Here is a 17,167-nt window from a genome sequence, read left to right as displayed (position 1 = left end):
CTGCCATGATCTTTGCAATCAAGACAGCACCGTTTTGTATTGGCTCGTTTACTCTGTGAACACCGTTTTCGCTAAACGTATTTATTGGATTGCCGCAAGCGCTGCTTCGTAGTCTGGTTCAGTAGCAATCTCGTCTACGAGCTGCGTGTAACTCACGTTTCCTTCCGGATTAATGACGACGACGGCGCGCGCAAGCAATCCCCTTAACGGTCCATCAATCTGTTCAACGCCATAGGCCGATGGGAAGTCTGAGCGGAATGCGGAAGCAGATACCACGTTGTCGAGCCCTTCTGCTGCACAGAAGCGTTCCAAAGCAAATGGTAGATCCTTTGAAATGCACAGCACTGTAGTGTTATCGAGCTCCGAAGCACGCTTATTAAACTCACGTACTGACTGTGCACACACGCCGGTATCCACTGATGGGAAAATATTGAGAACAACTGTTTTTCCCGCATAGGAGGAGAGCTTCACATCACCGAGATCCGTTCCTGTGACCACGAAATCGGGCGCCTTCTCACCATGTGCAGGAAGTTCTGCGTTGGTATTTACGGTTTGTCCTTTGAAATGTGTAGTAGCCATATTGTGATTGTAGACACTCGCATGACTAATGGCCTAGTGTTTAAGTCAAGATTTTCCAATAGCTGAATAACAAGGATAGCCAGACATCGATTAAATAATTGCGTAGACTTAATACAACTACGCTAGTAGCAGTTTTGCTTTTCACTAGCACGCTGCTGCGAGTGAATGCAGGCTGAATAATCGGCCGTGAAGGGACTTATTGTGAGCACTACTAACAATTTGCAAGACGAACACAAGGTGGAAACCGGTTCAACGTCTCGTTCACCGCTCAAGAGCGGTTCACCGACAATCGGCGAACTTGTTGCCAAGATTACGGCACAGTTCTCCGCATTGATCCGAGATGAGATCAAGTTCGCCGTAGCACAGGCAAAGAGCAAAGTAGCAAAGTTGGGTACTGCTGGCGCCCTTTTCGCGGTTGCCGGAATCCTCGCACTCTACATGCTCGGAATTTTGCTACTAGCAGCTGGCTACGGTCTTGCAACTGTAATGAGCACTTGGCTCGCTTTCCTTGTGGTAGCTGGCGGACTACTCGTTATTATCTTGATTCTCGCTTTGGTGGCGATGTCCAAGATCAAATCTGCCCAAAAAGACACTATCGACCCCAAAGCTGGCATCAATAAAGATGTTGAAGCTATCAAGAAGGGACTTAACAAGTGACTCAGGATACGAACCGAATCAATCCACACGTGGTAGCTGAAGCACGACTTGCAGCAAGCGTGAAAAAGGCCGTCGATTACGATGCTCCAGAAGGCGAAGACACGCGCACAGCTGAGCAGATCGAATCGGATTTACAGCGAATTCGTCTCGAGCTAACCGCAACGGTAGATGAACTTGCAGCGCGACTTGACCCTAAGAACCTCCAAGAAGAAGCCAAAGCTAAGGCTCAGGACACATTCGCCAAAGCGTCGACAAACGCTCGGAACTTTATGGACGCTGTTGCAAACGGCGATCCGAAAGCCCTGAAGATTTTTGGTGGAATTGTTGCAGCGGTACTCGGTTTGGTGATTACGAAACTTATTCGCCGCTAACAATGTGTTAGTTTTTCTCGATACAGAGCACTAATACGAACGAACTTTGGTTGTGGTGTGGGGCGATACCCGATTCGGGTATCGCCCCACACCACAATTTGATATTCAGAATAACCTGCTGTTCGCACAGTGAGCACACAAAGCCTAGCCCTCAGCACGTTACCGCAAAACTGATGGGTTTTATGCGGCACGCGACCAGGCAAGATTCATATATTGATTTAGTTGATATTCTCTGTGTTACCGTTGAGGATTGCTTCAATGTCTTCACGACGGAAACGCCTATGTCCACCTAGGGTACGAATAGACGGGATCTTCTTCGAATTCGCCCACCGCGCAACGGTTTTCGGGTCAACTCTAAACAAAGCAGCAACTTCGGCTGGTGTCATGAGCTCACCTGTAATTTTTTCCTCGGTCATTTTTCCTCCTATTTCAACGCTTATCTTTCCGCTCAGAAAGCCAAAAGAAAACGTCTACAACACAAGTTTTGCATGTTTCAGCTACGAATACCTCACAATAATTCACATCGTAGACATTCACATACAAAGCGCCCTAAACTCGAGCGAATCTTTATACCAAAATAATCGTAATTTATATATGCAGAATTTCACAAATCGACCGTATTGGAAACACAACATCATAATTTTACGGATCACATGGAGTTCCGCGCCGTTTCAGGGTATCGTATGTTCACGTAGAATAAATTGCAAGCAGTTGGATGCGTGAGTTCATGCATCCTCATTCGATGATTGAGGGGGGTCGACCCTATGGGGCGCGGCCGTCAAAGAGCCAAACAGCGAAAAGTCGCACGTAACCTGAAGTATTTCAGTCCCGAAACGGATTACGCTGCTCTCGAACGCGAGCTAACAGCCTTCGGCAGCGAGCCAAAGGCTGAATACGACGACGATTTCGAGGACGACTACGATGCATATGCAGAGTATGCCGCTAAGTACGATATTCCTGAAGACGACGAATCTGAAGATTGGGAGTCAGGGGCGCGCTAATTAGCAGCAAAACTGCATAGCGATATTCGAATCTAGATGTGGGTTGTGGTCACCAAAATGGTGACCACAACCCACATCTGCACCCATATCTAGCTGCTTATTCTTTTTCAGCCGAGGATTGGTAGCGAAAATAGCTCTTACCCTTGGTGATATCAACCCGTTCCAGCTCAACCTCGATACGCTCCCCTAAAGGTAGGGAAGCTCCACTAACCGACGCCTCCAAGGCAGGATCGTCAAGCATGATTTTGCCGCGCACAATCCCCGGTTCATCCTCTCGTTGTTCACGTAGCTCGATCACCGTGGCCGCAAATTTTTCGCCTTCACGTCCTTGCAAAATAAGTGCTTCCACGGCACCAAGCGCCCGTTTCTCTAAAGCATTTACTTTCCGATTTGATTCATTCATAATCTTTGGCAACTGCGGCAGAATATGTAGCACCCATTCGGGAATTGGCTCATGTGCGCAAATGCATCGGCACACTTCAAGACCATAACGATCAACAAGACGCCGCAGGGGTGCAGTGACATGGGCATATTCGGCCGCAATTGCGCCATGTAGGCGTTTTTGCGCATCAACTGTCGTTCCGTCTACCTCTGGCAAAGAAAGGTAGCCAGCACCGCGAAATAAGCCCGCAGCCTGATTCAAGAAAACCAGTGCTGTGCCGGACGTCGAATCTAGCGTGCGCAGAAATTCCGGATAAGTCTGTTCTCGCTTCCAGTTCAAGCCGAGAGCATCTGCCACGCGGCGCAGTCGCGCCATATCTTCATCTTGCGCAGCCGGCAGAGTGCGCAGCACTCCCACATTGGCATCTACCATCAGTTTCGCCGCAGCCATACCAGTGAGAAGCGAGATCTGAGCGTTCCAGTTCTCCACTTGCGTCAATTCACGAAAGACCAGTTTGAACCCACGATCTGTGCTCTCAATCCGCTGTTCGGGCAAATCCAGCGAAATACCTCCGCGTGCAACCTCCGCGGCGATCCGCAGCTCGCCAATCGTTTTCAATAACGGCGCCAAGCTCGACGGGACCTCGTTCGGAAGCCCCACACCGCCGTCGACACATTCCTGCACTTGCACGTAGGAAAGCTGTGCCCGCGAGCGCACCTGCGCCAACACGACGTCTGTGCGTTCTAATTCTCCTTCCCTGTTGAGCTTATGGGTCCACACATATGCAGGTCTATCCACATTCGGAAGGAGCGACGCCGCTCCCTCTGAGACGACGCGCGGGTGCAATGGGATCGACGCATCAGGAAGATATACCGTTTGCCCCCGTTCGCGCAGTTCAAGATCCAAAACACTCTCAGGTTCAACAAAGAGATTCAACGCTGCGATCGCATAATAAACAACGAAACCGCGGTCGTTTTCCTCCAAGTAAACTGCCTGATCTAGATCGCGTGAACCTTCCGGATCGATGGTGACCAGGGGAATATCACGCTTATCAGGCAAATCACTAATGTCAATATCGCAGCTACGTTCGGCTTGCGCCAAGGCTTGTGGCGAAAAATTCTCCGTAACTCCCGCCTCAATTTTCAACTGAGAAATAGCGTCCGCTACCGCGGCTTTTGCAGCTTCATTAGCTTGTAATGCAATCTTGGGCACGTATATACCCTATCGGTTTTAGATTCCAAGCACATGAGATAACGGAAAATACTCGCTCAAATCTGCTCGAATTCCTGAATATTGCACACGCCCACCGCCAGTTTCGCCAGTGAGAACAAGATTCAGCCAGGTTACGCCGTCCATTTCTACCACGTTTGGAGGGGTTCCGCGCTTATGCGCTGGGCCAGGGATTGCTTGTACTGCACCGATCCACGGTACTCGGATCTCCACACTCTTACCTGGGAAACGCTCGGCGAACTCCTCTAAGGTGTATCGAACTGCGTCGCGAACACAGCTGAGATCAACTGCCTCGCCAGACCCATAAGCCTCCACATAAGTGCGCAAAGCGGCCTGTCCGCATGCAATATCCATTCTTCGCTTCACAGTTGATCCCCTTTGCGCTACGTAGCGTCCATCCGATGTGCCACTATCAAACAGTACTCTGTGTACTACCGTCAGCTAAAAGCCAATACGAACGCGCATATCGTGATACTAATCTTCGAAACTTTGTATCCTTCGAGAACCTTTCCTTTCGTATTCACGTAAAGCCCCATCAATCAGGTAAATGCGCACGCAAATCAAATGAAAAGTTCTCACCAAATATGTAAAAAGCGGGGCGTTTGCGCCACAATGCCGTAAGGCACTGGCGCAAACGCCCCGTCAAGCTCGCTCATACACTATTACGTGCACAAAAACAGCTAAGTTATCTCTCAAGACTGAGCTCTGCGAGCAATTCCAGCCACAGCTAATCCTGAAAGCACCAACAGCACAGCGATAACAGTAAGTGAACTGTTCTGCGCACCCGTTTCGGCCAATGTCCCGTTGCCAACACCTGGTGCTTCACCAGCTGCAATCCGCAATATGACAAAGCTGCCATTGGCAGTCTGCGCCACTGCATAATGCGTACCTAGTGCAATATCTTGCGGAAGCGTGTACGAAACTTTCAGAACGCCGTCGGCCCCCACAGATTGCGTTGCGACGAGCTTGGCAAGCGAATAGAAATACACGTTAGCGCTAGCATTAGCAGGCAAACCTTGGAACACCAGGTCGATCTTCTGGCCACGTACTGCAGCAAAGTTTTCGACCGAAACGCCAGACGCGTCAATAAAAGCCCTCACAGCGGCGTCATCAGCAAAGCGCGGACCGGAAGCTGGCAGAGCAGCCTTGACCATAATTCGCTTCGTTATCTCAGAAACGGCGCCATTTGGCAGCAATGCCCGAACCTTCAAAGTATAGGTTCCAGCAGGGATATTGGCGGGAATTGCGATCACAGCCTTGCCGCGACCCGTCTCATCGAATTTCGGCGTAATGGTGTTATCGAGCGTTACAGTTTGCGAACCTACGCCCTCGATCGACACCTCAGCTTGTGTTGCCTTAGCTTCTCCAGCAGTCATCGACATCGAAGAAATCTCAATAGTCGCAGCTGTGCCCGCAACGAAATCAGCCGGAAGCGTCAAGCCATAGGAACGCTGCGAATAATCGACCACATACGAGCCAACTTTTGCATTGTAATCAGCCAAGAAAGCATTGAAAGCTTCGTTATCTTTCATTCCAGTATCAACGAAGCCAGTACCTTCCTTGAGTACCGTAAAGCCATCTCCACCGGCGAGGAGGAATGTGTTCGATGCCACTGTGTATATCTTCGTCGAATCATTCGGAACAAGCTGACCATCGACGTAGATTTCCGAGATCATCTTCCCAAATGGAGCTGCTGGATCATACACATATTTAACATTCTTGGATAGACCAAGGCGTAACACCGGATGCGATACGCTCGAATCAGGCTTGTGCGGATCAGTCTTCCATTGTTGTTCAAGTAACTTGTAGAGTTGAGCGCCAGTCAAATCTTTCGTCCCGTACACATTGCCGAATGGCTGCACTGTGTACGATTCACCCTTGGTCAGCTCACCAGCGGTCAGATCAGCTCGCACACCACCTGGATTCATCAAACCAATCTGTGCAGGTTTAGCGAAATTCTTGGAGTACTGGTAGAAAGCCTCTGCCAGCAGGTTCCCTGCCGATGATTCAGTGCCGCGGTTGCCGCCAATCCCCGTATCTCCTGGCTTGGAAGGATCTGGGTTGGTTGCTCCGCGCCACGCACCATTAGCCAAAGTACCAACGGGTTCTTTGCCGAGCGCGTCTGCCTGAACTTTGGCAGTCTCGTACAATTTTTTGATATCTTCGCTCTCCCCAGCTTTGGGGTCAATCTTCGCCAAACTACACGAAGCAGTCACTGTTTTGTGGTCGGCGCTCACCACGATATGCGCCTTTGCGAAATCCTTTCCCGCATTAACCGTTTGACAGGTAGGAGCGCCAGACGCCGTTTTACCTGTCTGGGAAAGGTGCGAATGTCCTGCAAACGCAATATCAACCTTGGATCCAAGTTGGTTTGCAGCCGCGATATCTTTGTGAATGAGAGCGACGACGACGTCGGCCTCACCATTCGTATCATTGCCGTCTTTGAGTTGTTCCGCTACTTTATTTGTTGCGGCAACAGGATCAGTAAAGCTCAGACCTTTAATTGCATCTGCAGACACGAGAGTCGGCATCTCATCAGTGACCGTACCGATATAGGCGACCTTGACGCCTGCGATCTCCTCAATATAATAAGGTAGCTTGTTAAGCTCGTCAGATCCCACAAGGTTCGCCGCGAGCACTGGGATATTGAGCGCTGGCTTAATGCGCTCAACGAGATCTTTGTAGCCTTTATCAAATTCGTGGTTTCCAGCCGCGGTCACAGAAAGCTGCATTGCTTTAAGGATCTCCAAGGTTGGCGTGTCGTTGTCGATTGACGAAACATAAGCAGAGCCACCTACTGAATCACCAGCAGAAACGAACCGCGTATTGGGATTGGCGGTGCGCATCGCGTCAATTTGAAAATCGAGCGCGGCGGCGGTGTCAATCTGACCATGGAAATCCGAAATAGCAGCTAGATCTATCGCAACATCGCCTGTTGCCGCCTGTGACACTCCAGAAGACAAACCGACCAGCCCAAGCGTAAGTGCTGATACAACACCTACAGCTTTTGTCGTACGGGAATGCAACAAATGAGAATTCATACTTACCCCTTTTTAAGTACGTATACATGTGCATTATTCATGCTACGCGATTAACCAGAGGTTTGGAGGCAAAATGGAAGATCTTTACCCACTATTAGCAGGGATTTAACCGATTCACCTCCACCAATTCGCAAACTGACGCGGCTTCTGGAAACGCCGCAATCACAGCGCTCCAGAAGCCACACAAAATAAGACGAAAAGTTATCGCTACCGGAAGTTGCCGAGAACTCCACCTTCAACACAAGCGTAGATGTAATCTTTGATCTCATCTTGGCTCAGCTCAGCAACCAAACGATCAGCCTCATCAAGCACAAAATCAGGGTAATCTTCTGGACGATCGAGAATACGCTTTGAGAACAGCCACGTTTCAGCAACTGAACGGATAACAGACACGAGCGCAACCGAACCAATGTGGCTCCGAACTAGCTTTTGCCGCCGCTCACCCTCGGTACCAGCGGCGTAATGCGTAGAACCTGCACCGATATTCGCATCGAGACGCGAGCCGTGTGCGTGATCAAGCTGATCATCAACTGCTGTACCCACCGCCGTCGACAAAAATACTTCGTCGAAATTCAAAAGTTTCGAAGTTCCTGGCTCACCTTCAAGATCGCCGATACGCACGAAGATGTAGAGGTCAAGGTCTTTGAGCATGAAATCGAGGTACACATCAATCGCAGACTTAATCATGCATTCCGGCGATGTTTCTTCCATCATGGCGGTTTTAATTCGGTCAACGAGATCACCGACGATGTACGAACCAACCGTGTACTGCAAGCTTATTTTGTCGGGGAAATATCGATAGAGGATTGATTTGGATGTTTTCGCATACTCTGCGATTTGATCCATCGACACTTGATAACCATATTTACGCACTACATCGCACGTAATTTCCACAAACTTGCGGGTGCGTTCCTCGCGGTGGCGAACCCAACGCAGAGCGCGACCGTCTTGCTTGATACCGTTCGCCTGAGCCATCGTTGTCATTTACTTCCTCATTACACGAAATCGAATGGATCTAAGTGCCTTACCAGCCATTATAATCCTCGACATTTATATAATAAAGATAGCATTCATTCAGCACATCATGGCACGAATCTTACAAAAACGTGCGTGATATTTCTCCTCTAAAATGGGGTATTTTGCCCGGTCAAGGTATAAACGACGGCTAGATATGCGTCGTGTGTCCTTTTCACTATATCGGATGGCAGCTGAGGTGGAGATTTTCGCGACGACGGTGCCCATCCGCTTTCCTCCGAGGATAACCAGTCGCGTACGAGCTGCTTATCGAATGAAGGTTGCGGTTTGCCTGGCTCATAGTGATCTACATACCAAAAACGGGACGAATCGGGCGTGAGTAGCTCGTCTCCCAGCACGACGTCGTCTTCCCCATTATCGTACGGAATTCCGTATTCGAGCTTCGTGTCGGCGAGAATCAATCCACGTTCGAACGACATTTGGCGGGCGTGTTGGTAGACGGTCAAAGAATACTCGCGCATAATTTCGGCGTTACTGGCACCAACCAGCGCCTTAAACTGGTCGTACGTAATATTCTCGTCGTGCTCGCCCCGAGCAGCTTTGATTGAGGGAACGAAGATCGGCTCAGCCAATTCTTCTGAATCAGCAAGACCAGCAGGAAGTTTCTGGCCCGCTACTGCGCCAGTCTCATCATATTCTGTGTAAGCCGCACCTGCTAAATAGCCTCGCACCGTGCATTCCACCGGAAACATCTTCAAGCGCTGTGCAACAATGGCACGATCTTTTACAGTAGCTGGAATCTCGCAGTCCAAGAGGTGATTCGGCACAATACTCGCAAGCTGGTGAAACCACCACTGCGAAAGAGTGGTAAGAAATTTTCCCTTATTGGGGATCACCGATGGCATCACGAAATCAAAAGCACTTATTCGATCAGACGACACCATCATGATTGTTTCCATACCAAATACCGAGTCAGAGCCAGTTGGCACGTAAAGATCACGCACTTTGCCACTGTAGGTGTGCGACCATCCCGGAATCGCGGGAATACCCAAAGAATATGCCATTATTCGCTCCTCTCTTCGTCATCGAAGCCGCTAGCACAAGCGTACTGGCAAAACTTCGAAATTTCCCGCTTAGTCGGTGATATGGACTAACGCAACGAGAGAACTAATGTAGCCGTGCCACTTGTGAAACTTCATAGCTTCCGGCATGTGGCAGCTTATGCGGCGATGCCACTTCTGCAATACCGCCACCCATACAACGAGGGCTGGAGCAATTTGCTCCAGCCCTCGTTTTGCTAAGTTCTAGCTACGAATTAGCTCACTTGGCATCAGCGATGCGTGCGCGAAGCTTGTCGAGCTCAGCGGAGATTGCTGCAGGGAGCTTCTCACCGAACTGCTCGAAGTACTTAGCCGAATCTTCAGCCTCAGCACCCCATGCTTCTGGATCGGTTGCGTAAAGCTTTGCCCAATCCTCAGCGGTGATGTCTAGGCCTTCGAGGTTGAAGTCTTCGAACTTCGGGTAAAGACCAGTCATACCCTCAATTGCCTCAACTTCGCCTGCACAACGACGTACTACCCAGTCAAGAACGCGGGAGTTGTCGCCGTATCCTGGCCACATGAACTTGCCGTTCTCGTCCTTGCGGAACCAGTTAACCTGGAATACCTTCGGGAACTTCTCGCCGAGCTTCTCGCCCATCTCGAGCCAGTGACCCCAGTAGTCGGCCATGTTGTAGCCACAGAATGGGAGCATAGCGAACGGATCATGACGCAAGGAGCCAACCGCACCTTCAGCAGCTGCCGTCTGCTCGGAAGCAACAGTAGCGCCAACGAATACACCGTGGGTCTGGTCGAATGCTTCTGCAACCAATGGAACGTTGCTTGCGCGGCGTCCACCGAAGAGAATTGCGTCGATAGCTACGCCCTGTGGAGCTTCCCAATCTTCGCAGATAATTGGGCACTGAGCAGCAGGAGCGGTGAAGCGCGAGTTCGGATGTGCAGCCTTCTTACCTGCTTCCGTATCAGCCTTCGTGAAGTCGTTACCTTGCCAATCAATGAGGTGCTCTGGCTGCTCAGCGTCGATGCCTTCCCACCACACGTCACCGTCGTCGGTCAATGCGACGTTCGTGAAGATTACGTTCTCCTTCATGGAGTCCATAGCCATTGGATTGGTCTCGTATGAGGTACCTGGAGCAACGCCGAAGAAGCCTGCTTCTGGGTTGATAGCGTAGAGGCGACCATCTGGACCTGGGCGCATCCAAGCAATGTCGTCACCAACGGTCTCAACCTTGTAGCCTTCGATGGTTGGCTGAAGCATGGCGAGGTTGGTCTTGCCACAAGCCGATGGGAATGCAGCAGTTACGTGGTACTGCTTGCCAGTCTTTTCGTCAGTAAGACGCAGGATGAGCATGTGCTCTGCCATCCAACCGTCACGACGTGCCATCGTCGAAGCGATACGCAACGCGAAGCACTTCTTGCCGAGCAGTGCGTTTCCGCCGTAGCCGGAGCCGAAGGACCAAATCTCGTTGCTCTCTGGGAAGTGGGTGATGTACTTTTCATCGTTGCATGGCCATGCTACATCAGCTTCACCTTCAGCAAGTGGCTTACCAACCGAGTGAACTGCTGGAACCCAAGCGCCACCTTCGCTAATAAGCTTGAGAGCTTCAGCGCCCATGCGGGTCATGATGCGCATGTTAACGACAACGTATGGGGAGTCGGTGAGCTCAACACCGAGCTGGGAAATTGGACCGCCGAGTGGACCCATCGAGAAAGGAACCACGTACATGGTGCGTCCAGCCATCGAGCCACGGAACACGCCGTTTTCGCCGATGAGGATTTCCTTCATTTCCTTTGGATCTGCCCAGTTGTTGGTTGGACCTGCATCTTCTTCCTTCTCGGAGCAGATGTAGGTACGGGACTCAACACGTGCAACGTCGGATGGAAGGGAACGAGCCAAGAAAGAGTTAGGGCGCTTTTCTGGGTTCAAGCGGGTGAACATTCCGCTATCAACCATAAGCGTGGTGAGACGATCCCATTCTTCTTGGGAACCATCGGACCATTCGATCTGTGCTGGCTTGGTGAGGTTTGCTACCTCAGTTACCCATTCGATGAGATCAGCTGGAGCGATGGAAGGTGCACCTTCGCGTACTTCGTCAACTGTGTAGGTCTTGTCTGTCATCGCATGTCCTCCTAGAGATTGGGCGATGTTGTACCGGATTTTCTTCCAATAACTATTATCCACTGAAGTAGCGCGGATTTGGTGGGACTATCGGCTCGCGATTTCCTTATCGATATTACGAAATACCAGCGCCTATACTTCCCCTCCATTCTCTGTTTTTTCGTGCAATTTCTCCACTTTTAGCCTCGATAAGGCTATGGGCGAAACCTGCACGTATAAGGTAGACAGTCCCAATTTTTCATGCTTTCGCCTTTTCCTATGAAACTCTATTTTCTTCCGTTATAGTTGAAAACGAAACATCACATTCATACTTTACTTAGGGAGAACAGCATGCAAGGTGCTACCAAAAAATCTCGGAGAAAAGTAGCAGCGATCCTGCTTCCTTTCGCCCTACTACTCACTGCCTGCGAGTCACACAATACTGTGGCCGTTAATGAAGACGGCTCCATGAATATGGCTTTGCATTTCAAGGATGATTCTGGAATGTTTGCACAACAGTTCAAGTGCCAAGATATCGAGAAAGAAATGGACATTTCGGCACTCGACAAAGCGCTATCGGATATCCAGATGACAGATGCATCTTCTGGCAATACCCTCGACTGCACGATGACTATTAAGTCAAAAGGCAACGCGGTAGACGGCGAGACGCTCGTCGAAACTCCCGATACCTACATTTTGAATTTTGGTGACGATGATAAGGCAAGCTTTGACGAACAAGACCTGCAGATGTTCAAGCAGTTCAACGTTCAGTTCTCGTTCAATGTCACAATGCCTGGCGAGATTGTAAAAGCTGACGGTGCAACAGTTAACGGCAACACAGCGAGCTATAACGACATAACGATCCTAGCCAAGAAGATCACCGTTGAAGGCAAGAAGCACGCAAAGGGTAGCGTAGCAGCCACAAATGAAGATAAGAAGGAGGACTCGAAAAAAGATTCGGGCAGCAAGGACTCTGATCTTTCCAAAGATTCCGATTCCGACAATGCTAAAGACTCCGGTTTCTCAATCCTTCCGTGGGCGCTTGGCGGACTTGTAGTTCTGGGCTTGATCGGAGTAGGCGTATTCTTCTTGATCCGCAAGAAGTCCAACAACGATCCTGCCCAAGGCTATGGTTTTGATGGGCAGTCCCCTTACGGACAGACTCCTTACGGGCAGACGCCGGGAGCGCCATACCAGTACAATCCACAGCAAGGAGCGCAACCGCAAGGAATGCCTCAGCAAGGATCGGCATCGCCATTCTCCTATGCAGAAGCTCCTGCTCCGACGCAGCCAGTACCGGGACAAGCACCAGTAGCACCAATGCCACCAGCGGCTCAACCACCAGCTCCGTCGGTACCACCTATAACGCCTGCGTCGTCTACACCATTCCAGCCCGGCCCTGACGCAGTTCCACCTGCACCAGAAACGACGCCGGAATCAGCCCCAGCCCCGTCGGAGAAGGATGGCGGCAATAGTGGCGACACTCCTGATTACAACAACTGGCGCCAGCAGTAGTTAGTCTGAGAACAAGAACTCTGCTAACTGACTAAGCAATTTGCAGTATGTGGTGTGGGCGGGAGCTTCTAGCTCCCGCCCACACCACATACTCGGCCGCATGATCCGTATGAAAACTATGAAACCTGGGGCTGTTTTTGCAACATCTGAACATATGTCGAGATGTTGCAAAAACAGCCCCAAGTTTTCACGTCAATGCCTTTAGTCAAGTAGCGAAGTGCGCACGATCGTCTGATCGCGGCCAGGCCCAACACCAATCGACGAAATCCGGCAACCAGAAAGTTCCTCAAGCTTGAGCACGTAATCCTGTGCCGCTTGCGGGAGCTCCTCAAAGGTCGCACATTGCGAAATATCTTCCGTCCAACCTGGGAAGTACTCGTAAATCGGCTTTACGTGGCGCATATCCGTCTGCGAATCAGGCAAATCCTCAATCCGCTGGCCATCAAGCTCATAGGCTACACACACCGAAATCTGCTCGATACCTGTGAGCACGTCCAGTTTCGTCAAAACGATGTCCGTCAAAGAGTTAACCTGGCTGGCATAACGCGCCACCACGGCGTCGTACCATCCACAGCGACGCGGACGACCCGTCGTCGTACCGTACTCTCCACCAACTTCGCGCAAACGCTCGCCCCACTCGTCAAAGAGCTCAGTTGGGAACGGGCCCTCACCAACGCGAGTGATATATGCCTTCGCCACGCCCACAATTCGGTCGATGCGGCGCGGCCCAACGCCTGAACCAGTGCAAGCACCTGCGGCGGAGCACGACGACGACGTCACAAACGGATACGTGCCATGGTCGATATCGAGCATCACGGCCTGCCCACCCTCGAAAACGAGCGTCTCGCCACGGTCAAGGGCGTGATTGAGCTCCGCCGTCACGTTCATCAGCATTGGCTTGACGCGATCAGCATAGGACAGCAGCTCATTGGTGACGGCGTCAACGTCGAAACCGTCCTCGCCATACACTTTCTCCAGCAAGCCATTCTTCTGCTGGAGCGCGCCCTCCACCTTTTGCCGCAAAATCGACGGGTCGAAAAGATCTTGGATTCGCAAACCGATGCGGTTCATCTTGTCGGCATAAGTTGGACCGATGCCGCGTCCGGTGGTGCCGAGCTTGCGGCTGCCGAGCATACGTTCGTTGACGGCGTCCATCGTTTTGTTGTACGAAGGAATGATGTGGGCGTTATTTGAAATTCGCAGCTTAGAGGTGTCGATTCCGCGCGAGTTCAGCTCCTCGATCTCGGAGAAGAGCACGTCGAGATCGACAACTACTCCGTTGCCGATCACTGGAGTACATCCTGGGGTGAGGATACCTGCAGGTAGAAGATGCAAAGCGAATTTCTCACCATCGACGACGACGGTGTGACCTGCGTTGTTGCCGCCGTTGTACTTTACAACGTAGTCAACTTGGGTTCCGAGCTGGTCGGAGGCCTTACCTTTTCCTTCGTCGCCCCATTGAGCACCCACAATAATTACTGCTGGCATCTTGCTTCACGTCCTTCACGTTTACTGATTAGCTCTTAGCCTATTCGTAAAACGTCACGCGGACGGGAAAATTCCACAGCACGCTTTACTTAGTAATAATAGCGACCTTGAACATCTCTTTACGATATGTTTCATATGTCGAGAGGGTCAGTCTCATATCCCACAACACCTGGTGTGATACGAAGCGTCGACGCACGACTAACTGCCACACGAGATGAAACACCAAATGCCAGACACGGTGCTGATCACCCAGCTCGGCACATCTGCAGCATGACACGTAACTCTACCCGCAAGGTCGCGCACGGCACCAAATAGAGAAAATCCCTACAAATCTGAACAAGGTGTGTTTGAAATGAAAATACTGATTCCCCCTCTATATATACTGTTCCTATGATTCTCGACGTCACTAACAAGCCCAGCGTGGAAAAATTCGACACATTCCTCGCAAATTCACCGTACGGCACGATTCTTCAAAGCCGGAATTGGGCGAAGGTAAAAGACAACTGGCAAAGTCACCACCTCTATATTGAGCGCGACGGCGAAATCCGCGCTGCTATCTCGCTGCTGTCCATTTTTGACCAGCGCGCAGGCGGGAATTTCTTCTATGCACCGCGCGGGCCTGTGTGCGATCTCTACGACGTCGAAACAGTCACCGAGCTACTTGCCGAAGTGACAAAGTACGTACGCGAACACGAGGGATTCGTGGTGCGTATCGACCCTGAAGTTCCTTACGACGCCGAGCTGGTGGAAAAGTACGCAGCAGCAGGTTACAACTTCACCCAAGACCCCAAGAACACCACCCAGCCGCTCCAAAGCCTCGTGTTGGACATCAAAGGACGCACCGGCGAAGAAATCCTCACCGGCCTCTCGCGCGGAACTCGTAAGACCGTGCGTCGCTCCTACCGTTTGGGAATCAGCAACAAGGTGGGCACGCGCGCTGACCTCCCCGAGTTCTACCGCATTCTCGAAATCATGAACAAGCACCACGGGCTCTCCTACCGGCCCTACGAATATTTCGAAAAGCTCTACGACGCTTTCCCGAACAACACACGCCTAAGCTTCTCGATGTACGACGGCGAGGCCATAGCGACGTCGTTCCTCATCACTTTCGGAAAGCGCGCCTTCTCGATTTACGGCGCGGACACGCACGAATACAACCTCGGTCAGAGCTACCAGATCAATTACGAAGAGATTTGCTTTGCAGCGGAGGCTGGTTGCGATTACTACGACATGGGCGGAATTTTTTCCACCGATGAAGACGACGGCCTGTACCAGTTCAAGAAAAAGTTCACTGAGGACAACGTCGTGTCATGGATTGGCAACCTCGACATCGTAATCGATCCGGATACGTACGCACGCTTCACCAAAAAATAATTCCGCCACACGCCCGCGGCACTTCGCACCACGATACGTTGAGAGGCAAAACAATTGCGTAAAATCCTCACTATTTCACTCGGAACCGACGAAAATTCATACACCATAGCTCGCAGTTACCACGAGGCAACTGGAGAAAAAATCACTGTGTGTGGTGCCGGCGTGCTCCTGCCTTTTTATAAGACGGCGATCGCCGAGATTCACACAGATCCAAACTTTTCGTCGGATCTTGAGGTGTTTGCGGCGCTTCTCAATTCGGTGTATCGCCAGCATGCGGATTCGATTACCGACGTGATGATTTTGGCGCCCACCGAAGAGTATCTGCATACTCTATACAAGTCTCTTGACCTGCTCGAATTCAAGCCATTTTTGCCCTACCCAGAAAAAGAGCTGGGACGGGCGCTTATGGACAAGAGCTTCTTCTATGAGAAGATGGCGGAGTTTGGTGTGGAAATTCCACGCACGTATAACGCCACGCCAGAAAACTTCATGGAGTTGCCACTCGAAGGTCCACAATTCATCAAAGCCGCCAATTATGAGCTTTTCAACTCCTACGATTTCCCTGAGAAACACAAGGGTTTTCATGCGCAGACGCCGGAAGCGGCACGTGAGTACTTGGCGGCCGTATATCAGTCAGGTTTTTCTGGCACGATGATCGTGCAGACTTATATCAACGGCGATCACACGCAAGAATACTCGGTCAATGGCTACCGGAGCCTTCGCACAGGGAGCTGCGTATTTGCGCATGCACGGTCGGTTTTATCCGACCACCGCCCAATGTGGGTAGGAAACCATTTGCTCTTGACCGACACCAATCGCCCAGACTTGCTAGAAATTTGCGAGAAAATCGTATGCGAGCTCGGCTACGAAGGATTTTTCAACATCGACTTCAAAGTTGATGCAATCAGTGGTGTGCCGTACGTGCTTGAAATGAACACACGACTCGGGCGGAGTTTCTACTATGCCAACCTCAATGGCGTGAACTTTATCGATGTGGCGCTGCGTGACTTAGCAGAGCAAGAACCACCAACGATTACTCGCCGCCCATTCAACTGGATTACTGCCACCCGGGAAGCTGTAGCTGAACAACTCGAAGGCGCTTCCTTGGAGTATTTCACGGAAGAACCACGTTATAGCAACACAGGAAATGCCTTAGATTATTCTTTCGACAACAACCCGCTGCGAACCATGCGGATTGCGCGCCATCGAAAGAACTTGGCTAAGACGCTGTGGGAGAGCTGATAGTAATCGGTTGAGCTTGCCCTAACTAAGGCGAATCCTTGGCTATCAGCGCTATATTGCGCGATGGACAAGCCGGCGCCTAAGTTAGGACAAATAGCGGGGAGGGGAAGCGTTCATGGAGATGAACGCTTCCCCTCCCAGTCGTAAGAGTAGTCT

15 protein-coding genes are annotated in these 17,167 nt (G+C 50.9%); 6 read left to right on the top strand and 9 right to left on the bottom strand.

The window, feature by feature from the left end; genetic code table 11:
- Nucleotides 1-81 precede the first annotated feature (81 nt).
- Nucleotides 82-579, bottom strand: a complete 498-nt coding sequence (gene tpx, locus EZJ44_RS05735; RefSeq protein WP_131281217.1) for a thiol peroxidase — start codon at nucleotides 577-579, stop codon at nucleotides 82-84.
- A gap of 201 nt (nucleotides 580-780) precedes the next feature.
- Here tpx and EZJ44_RS05730 point away from each other — a divergent pair, with 201 nt between their 5' ends.
- Both EZJ44_RS05730 and EZJ44_RS05725 read left to right on the top strand, forming a co-directional pair.
- On the top strand, nucleotides 781-1,236 hold the full coding sequence (locus tag EZJ44_RS05730) for a phage holin family protein (protein ID WP_165496130.1): 456 nt from the start codon (nucleotides 781-783) through the stop codon (nucleotides 1,234-1,236).
- Nucleotides 1,233-1,607, top strand: a complete 375-nt coding sequence (locus EZJ44_RS05725) for a DUF3618 domain-containing protein (protein WP_131281213.1) — start codon at nucleotides 1,233-1,235, stop codon at nucleotides 1,605-1,607. Before EZJ44_RS05730 ends, EZJ44_RS05725 begins: the two co-directional genes overlap by 4 nt.
- Nucleotides 1,608-1,825: 218 nt before the next feature.
- On the opposite strand, the gene EZJ44_RS05720 is transcribed toward EZJ44_RS05725, so the two are convergent.
- Nucleotides 1,826-2,023, bottom strand: a complete 198-nt coding sequence (locus EZJ44_RS05720) for a BldC family transcriptional regulator (protein WP_131281211.1) — start codon at nucleotides 2,021-2,023, stop codon at nucleotides 1,826-1,828.
- 348 nt (nucleotides 2,024-2,371) lie between these two features.
- Between EZJ44_RS05720 and EZJ44_RS05715 the strand changes: the two genes are divergently transcribed.
- Nucleotides 2,372-2,608 (top strand): DUF3073 domain-containing protein, encoded by a 237-nt coding sequence (locus EZJ44_RS05715; RefSeq protein ID WP_131281209.1) that lies wholly within the window; start codon nucleotides 2,372-2,374, stop codon nucleotides 2,606-2,608.
- A 97-nt stretch (nucleotides 2,609-2,705) separates the two neighbouring features.
- On the opposite strand, the gene EZJ44_RS05710 is transcribed toward EZJ44_RS05715, so the two are convergent.
- The 6 genes from EZJ44_RS05710 to EZJ44_RS05685 all read right to left on the bottom strand — a co-directional run bounded on the left by EZJ44_RS05710 (nucleotide 2,706) and on the right by EZJ44_RS05685 (nucleotide 11,413).
- A complete protein-coding gene (locus tag EZJ44_RS05710) occupies nucleotides 2,706-4,202 on the bottom strand; it encodes an RNB domain-containing ribonuclease (protein ID WP_131281207.1) in 1,497 nt (498 codons plus the stop codon).
- An 18-nt stretch (nucleotides 4,203-4,220) separates the two neighbouring features.
- On the bottom strand, nucleotides 4,221-4,586 hold the full coding sequence (locus EZJ44_RS05705) for a sterol carrier family protein (RefSeq protein WP_241658611.1): 366 nt from the start codon (nucleotides 4,584-4,586) through the stop codon (nucleotides 4,221-4,223).
- Between the two features lie 326 nt (nucleotides 4,587-4,912).
- Complete coding sequence (locus tag EZJ44_RS05700) at nucleotides 4,913-7,261, bottom strand: bifunctional metallophosphatase/5'-nucleotidase (protein ID WP_131281205.1); 2,349 nt, start codon at nucleotides 7,259-7,261, stop codon at nucleotides 4,913-4,915.
- 207 nt (nucleotides 7,262-7,468) lie between these two features.
- Nucleotides 7,469-8,245, bottom strand: a complete 777-nt coding sequence (locus tag EZJ44_RS05695) for a TetR/AcrR family transcriptional regulator (RefSeq protein WP_131281203.1) — start codon at nucleotides 8,243-8,245, stop codon at nucleotides 7,469-7,471.
- Nucleotides 8,246-8,385: 140 nt separating this feature from the next.
- Complete coding sequence (locus EZJ44_RS05690) at nucleotides 8,386-9,300, bottom strand: phosphoribosylaminoimidazolesuccinocarboxamide synthase (RefSeq protein WP_131281202.1); 915 nt, start codon at nucleotides 9,298-9,300, stop codon at nucleotides 8,386-8,388.
- A gap of 256 nt (nucleotides 9,301-9,556) precedes the next feature.
- Nucleotides 9,557-11,413 (bottom strand): phosphoenolpyruvate carboxykinase (GTP), encoded by a 1,857-nt coding sequence (locus EZJ44_RS05685; RefSeq protein ID WP_131281201.1) that lies wholly within the window; start codon nucleotides 11,411-11,413, stop codon nucleotides 9,557-9,559.
- Nucleotides 11,414-11,743: 330 nt separating this feature from the next.
- Here EZJ44_RS05685 and EZJ44_RS05680 point away from each other — a divergent pair, with 330 nt between their 5' ends.
- Nucleotides 11,744-12,907, top strand: a complete 1,164-nt coding sequence (locus EZJ44_RS05680) for a hypothetical protein (protein ID WP_131281199.1) — start codon at nucleotides 11,744-11,746, stop codon at nucleotides 12,905-12,907.
- Nucleotides 12,908-13,108: 201 nt separating this feature from the next.
- On the opposite strand, the gene EZJ44_RS05675 is transcribed toward EZJ44_RS05680, so the two are convergent.
- A complete protein-coding gene (locus tag EZJ44_RS05675; RefSeq protein WP_131281197.1) occupies nucleotides 13,109-14,395 on the bottom strand; it encodes an adenylosuccinate synthase in 1,287 nt (428 codons plus the stop codon).
- A 390-nt stretch (nucleotides 14,396-14,785) separates the two neighbouring features.
- Between EZJ44_RS05675 and EZJ44_RS05670 the strand changes: the two genes are divergently transcribed.
- Nucleotides 14,786-15,769, top strand: a complete 984-nt coding sequence (locus EZJ44_RS05670; protein ID WP_131281195.1) for a lipid II:glycine glycyltransferase FemX — start codon at nucleotides 14,786-14,788, stop codon at nucleotides 15,767-15,769.
- Nucleotides 15,770-15,823: 54 nt separating this feature from the next.
- Nucleotides 15,824-17,011, top strand: a complete 1,188-nt coding sequence (locus tag EZJ44_RS05665; RefSeq protein ID WP_131281194.1) for a carboxylate--amine ligase — start codon at nucleotides 15,824-15,826, stop codon at nucleotides 17,009-17,011.
- The last annotated feature ends 156 nt before the right edge of the window (nucleotides 17,012-17,167 follow it).

Origin of the sequence: Arcanobacterium bovis (genome assembly GCF_004331995.1) — a bacterium.
Lineage (GTDB): Bacteria > Actinomycetota > Actinomycetes > Actinomycetales > Actinomycetaceae > Arcanobacterium_A > Arcanobacterium_A bovis.
Note: the sequence above shows the minus strand (reverse complement) of the source record. Positions and strands in the feature narration are given on the sequence as shown.

Excerpts from the sequence above, each read along its gene's own strand:
- EZJ44_RS05670 (WP_131281195.1), top strand. The coding sequence starts at position 14,786 with ATGATTCTCGACGTCACTAACAAGCCCAGCGTGGAAAAATTCGACACA.
- EZJ44_RS05700 (WP_131281205.1), bottom strand. The coding sequence starts at position 7,261 with ATGAATTCTCATTTGTTGCATTCCCGTACGACAAAAGCTGTAGGTGTT.
- EZJ44_RS05690 (WP_131281202.1), bottom strand. The coding sequence starts at position 9,300 with ATGGCATATTCTTTGGGTATTCCCGCGATTCCGGGATGGTCGCACACC.
- tpx (WP_131281217.1), bottom strand. The coding sequence starts at position 579 with ATGGCTACTACACATTTCAAAGGACAAACCGTAAATACCAACGCAGAA.
- EZJ44_RS05720 (WP_131281211.1), bottom strand. The coding sequence starts at position 2,023 with ATGACCGAGGAAAAAATTACAGGTGAGCTCATGACACCAGCCGAAGTT.
- EZJ44_RS05695 (WP_131281203.1), bottom strand. The coding sequence starts at position 8,245 with ATGACAACGATGGCTCAGGCGAACGGTATCAAGCAAGACGGTCGCGCT.
- EZJ44_RS05715 (WP_131281209.1), top strand. The coding sequence starts at position 2,372 with ATGGGGCGCGGCCGTCAAAGAGCCAAACAGCGAAAAGTCGCACGTAAC.
- EZJ44_RS05680 (WP_131281199.1), top strand. The coding sequence starts at position 11,744 with ATGCAAGGTGCTACCAAAAAATCTCGGAGAAAAGTAGCAGCGATCCTG.
- EZJ44_RS05685 (WP_131281201.1), bottom strand. The coding sequence starts at position 11,413 with ATGACAGACAAGACCTACACAGTTGACGAAGTACGCGAAGGTGCACCT.
- EZJ44_RS05675 (WP_131281197.1), bottom strand. The coding sequence starts at position 14,395 with ATGCCAGCAGTAATTATTGTGGGTGCTCAATGGGGCGACGAAGGAAAA.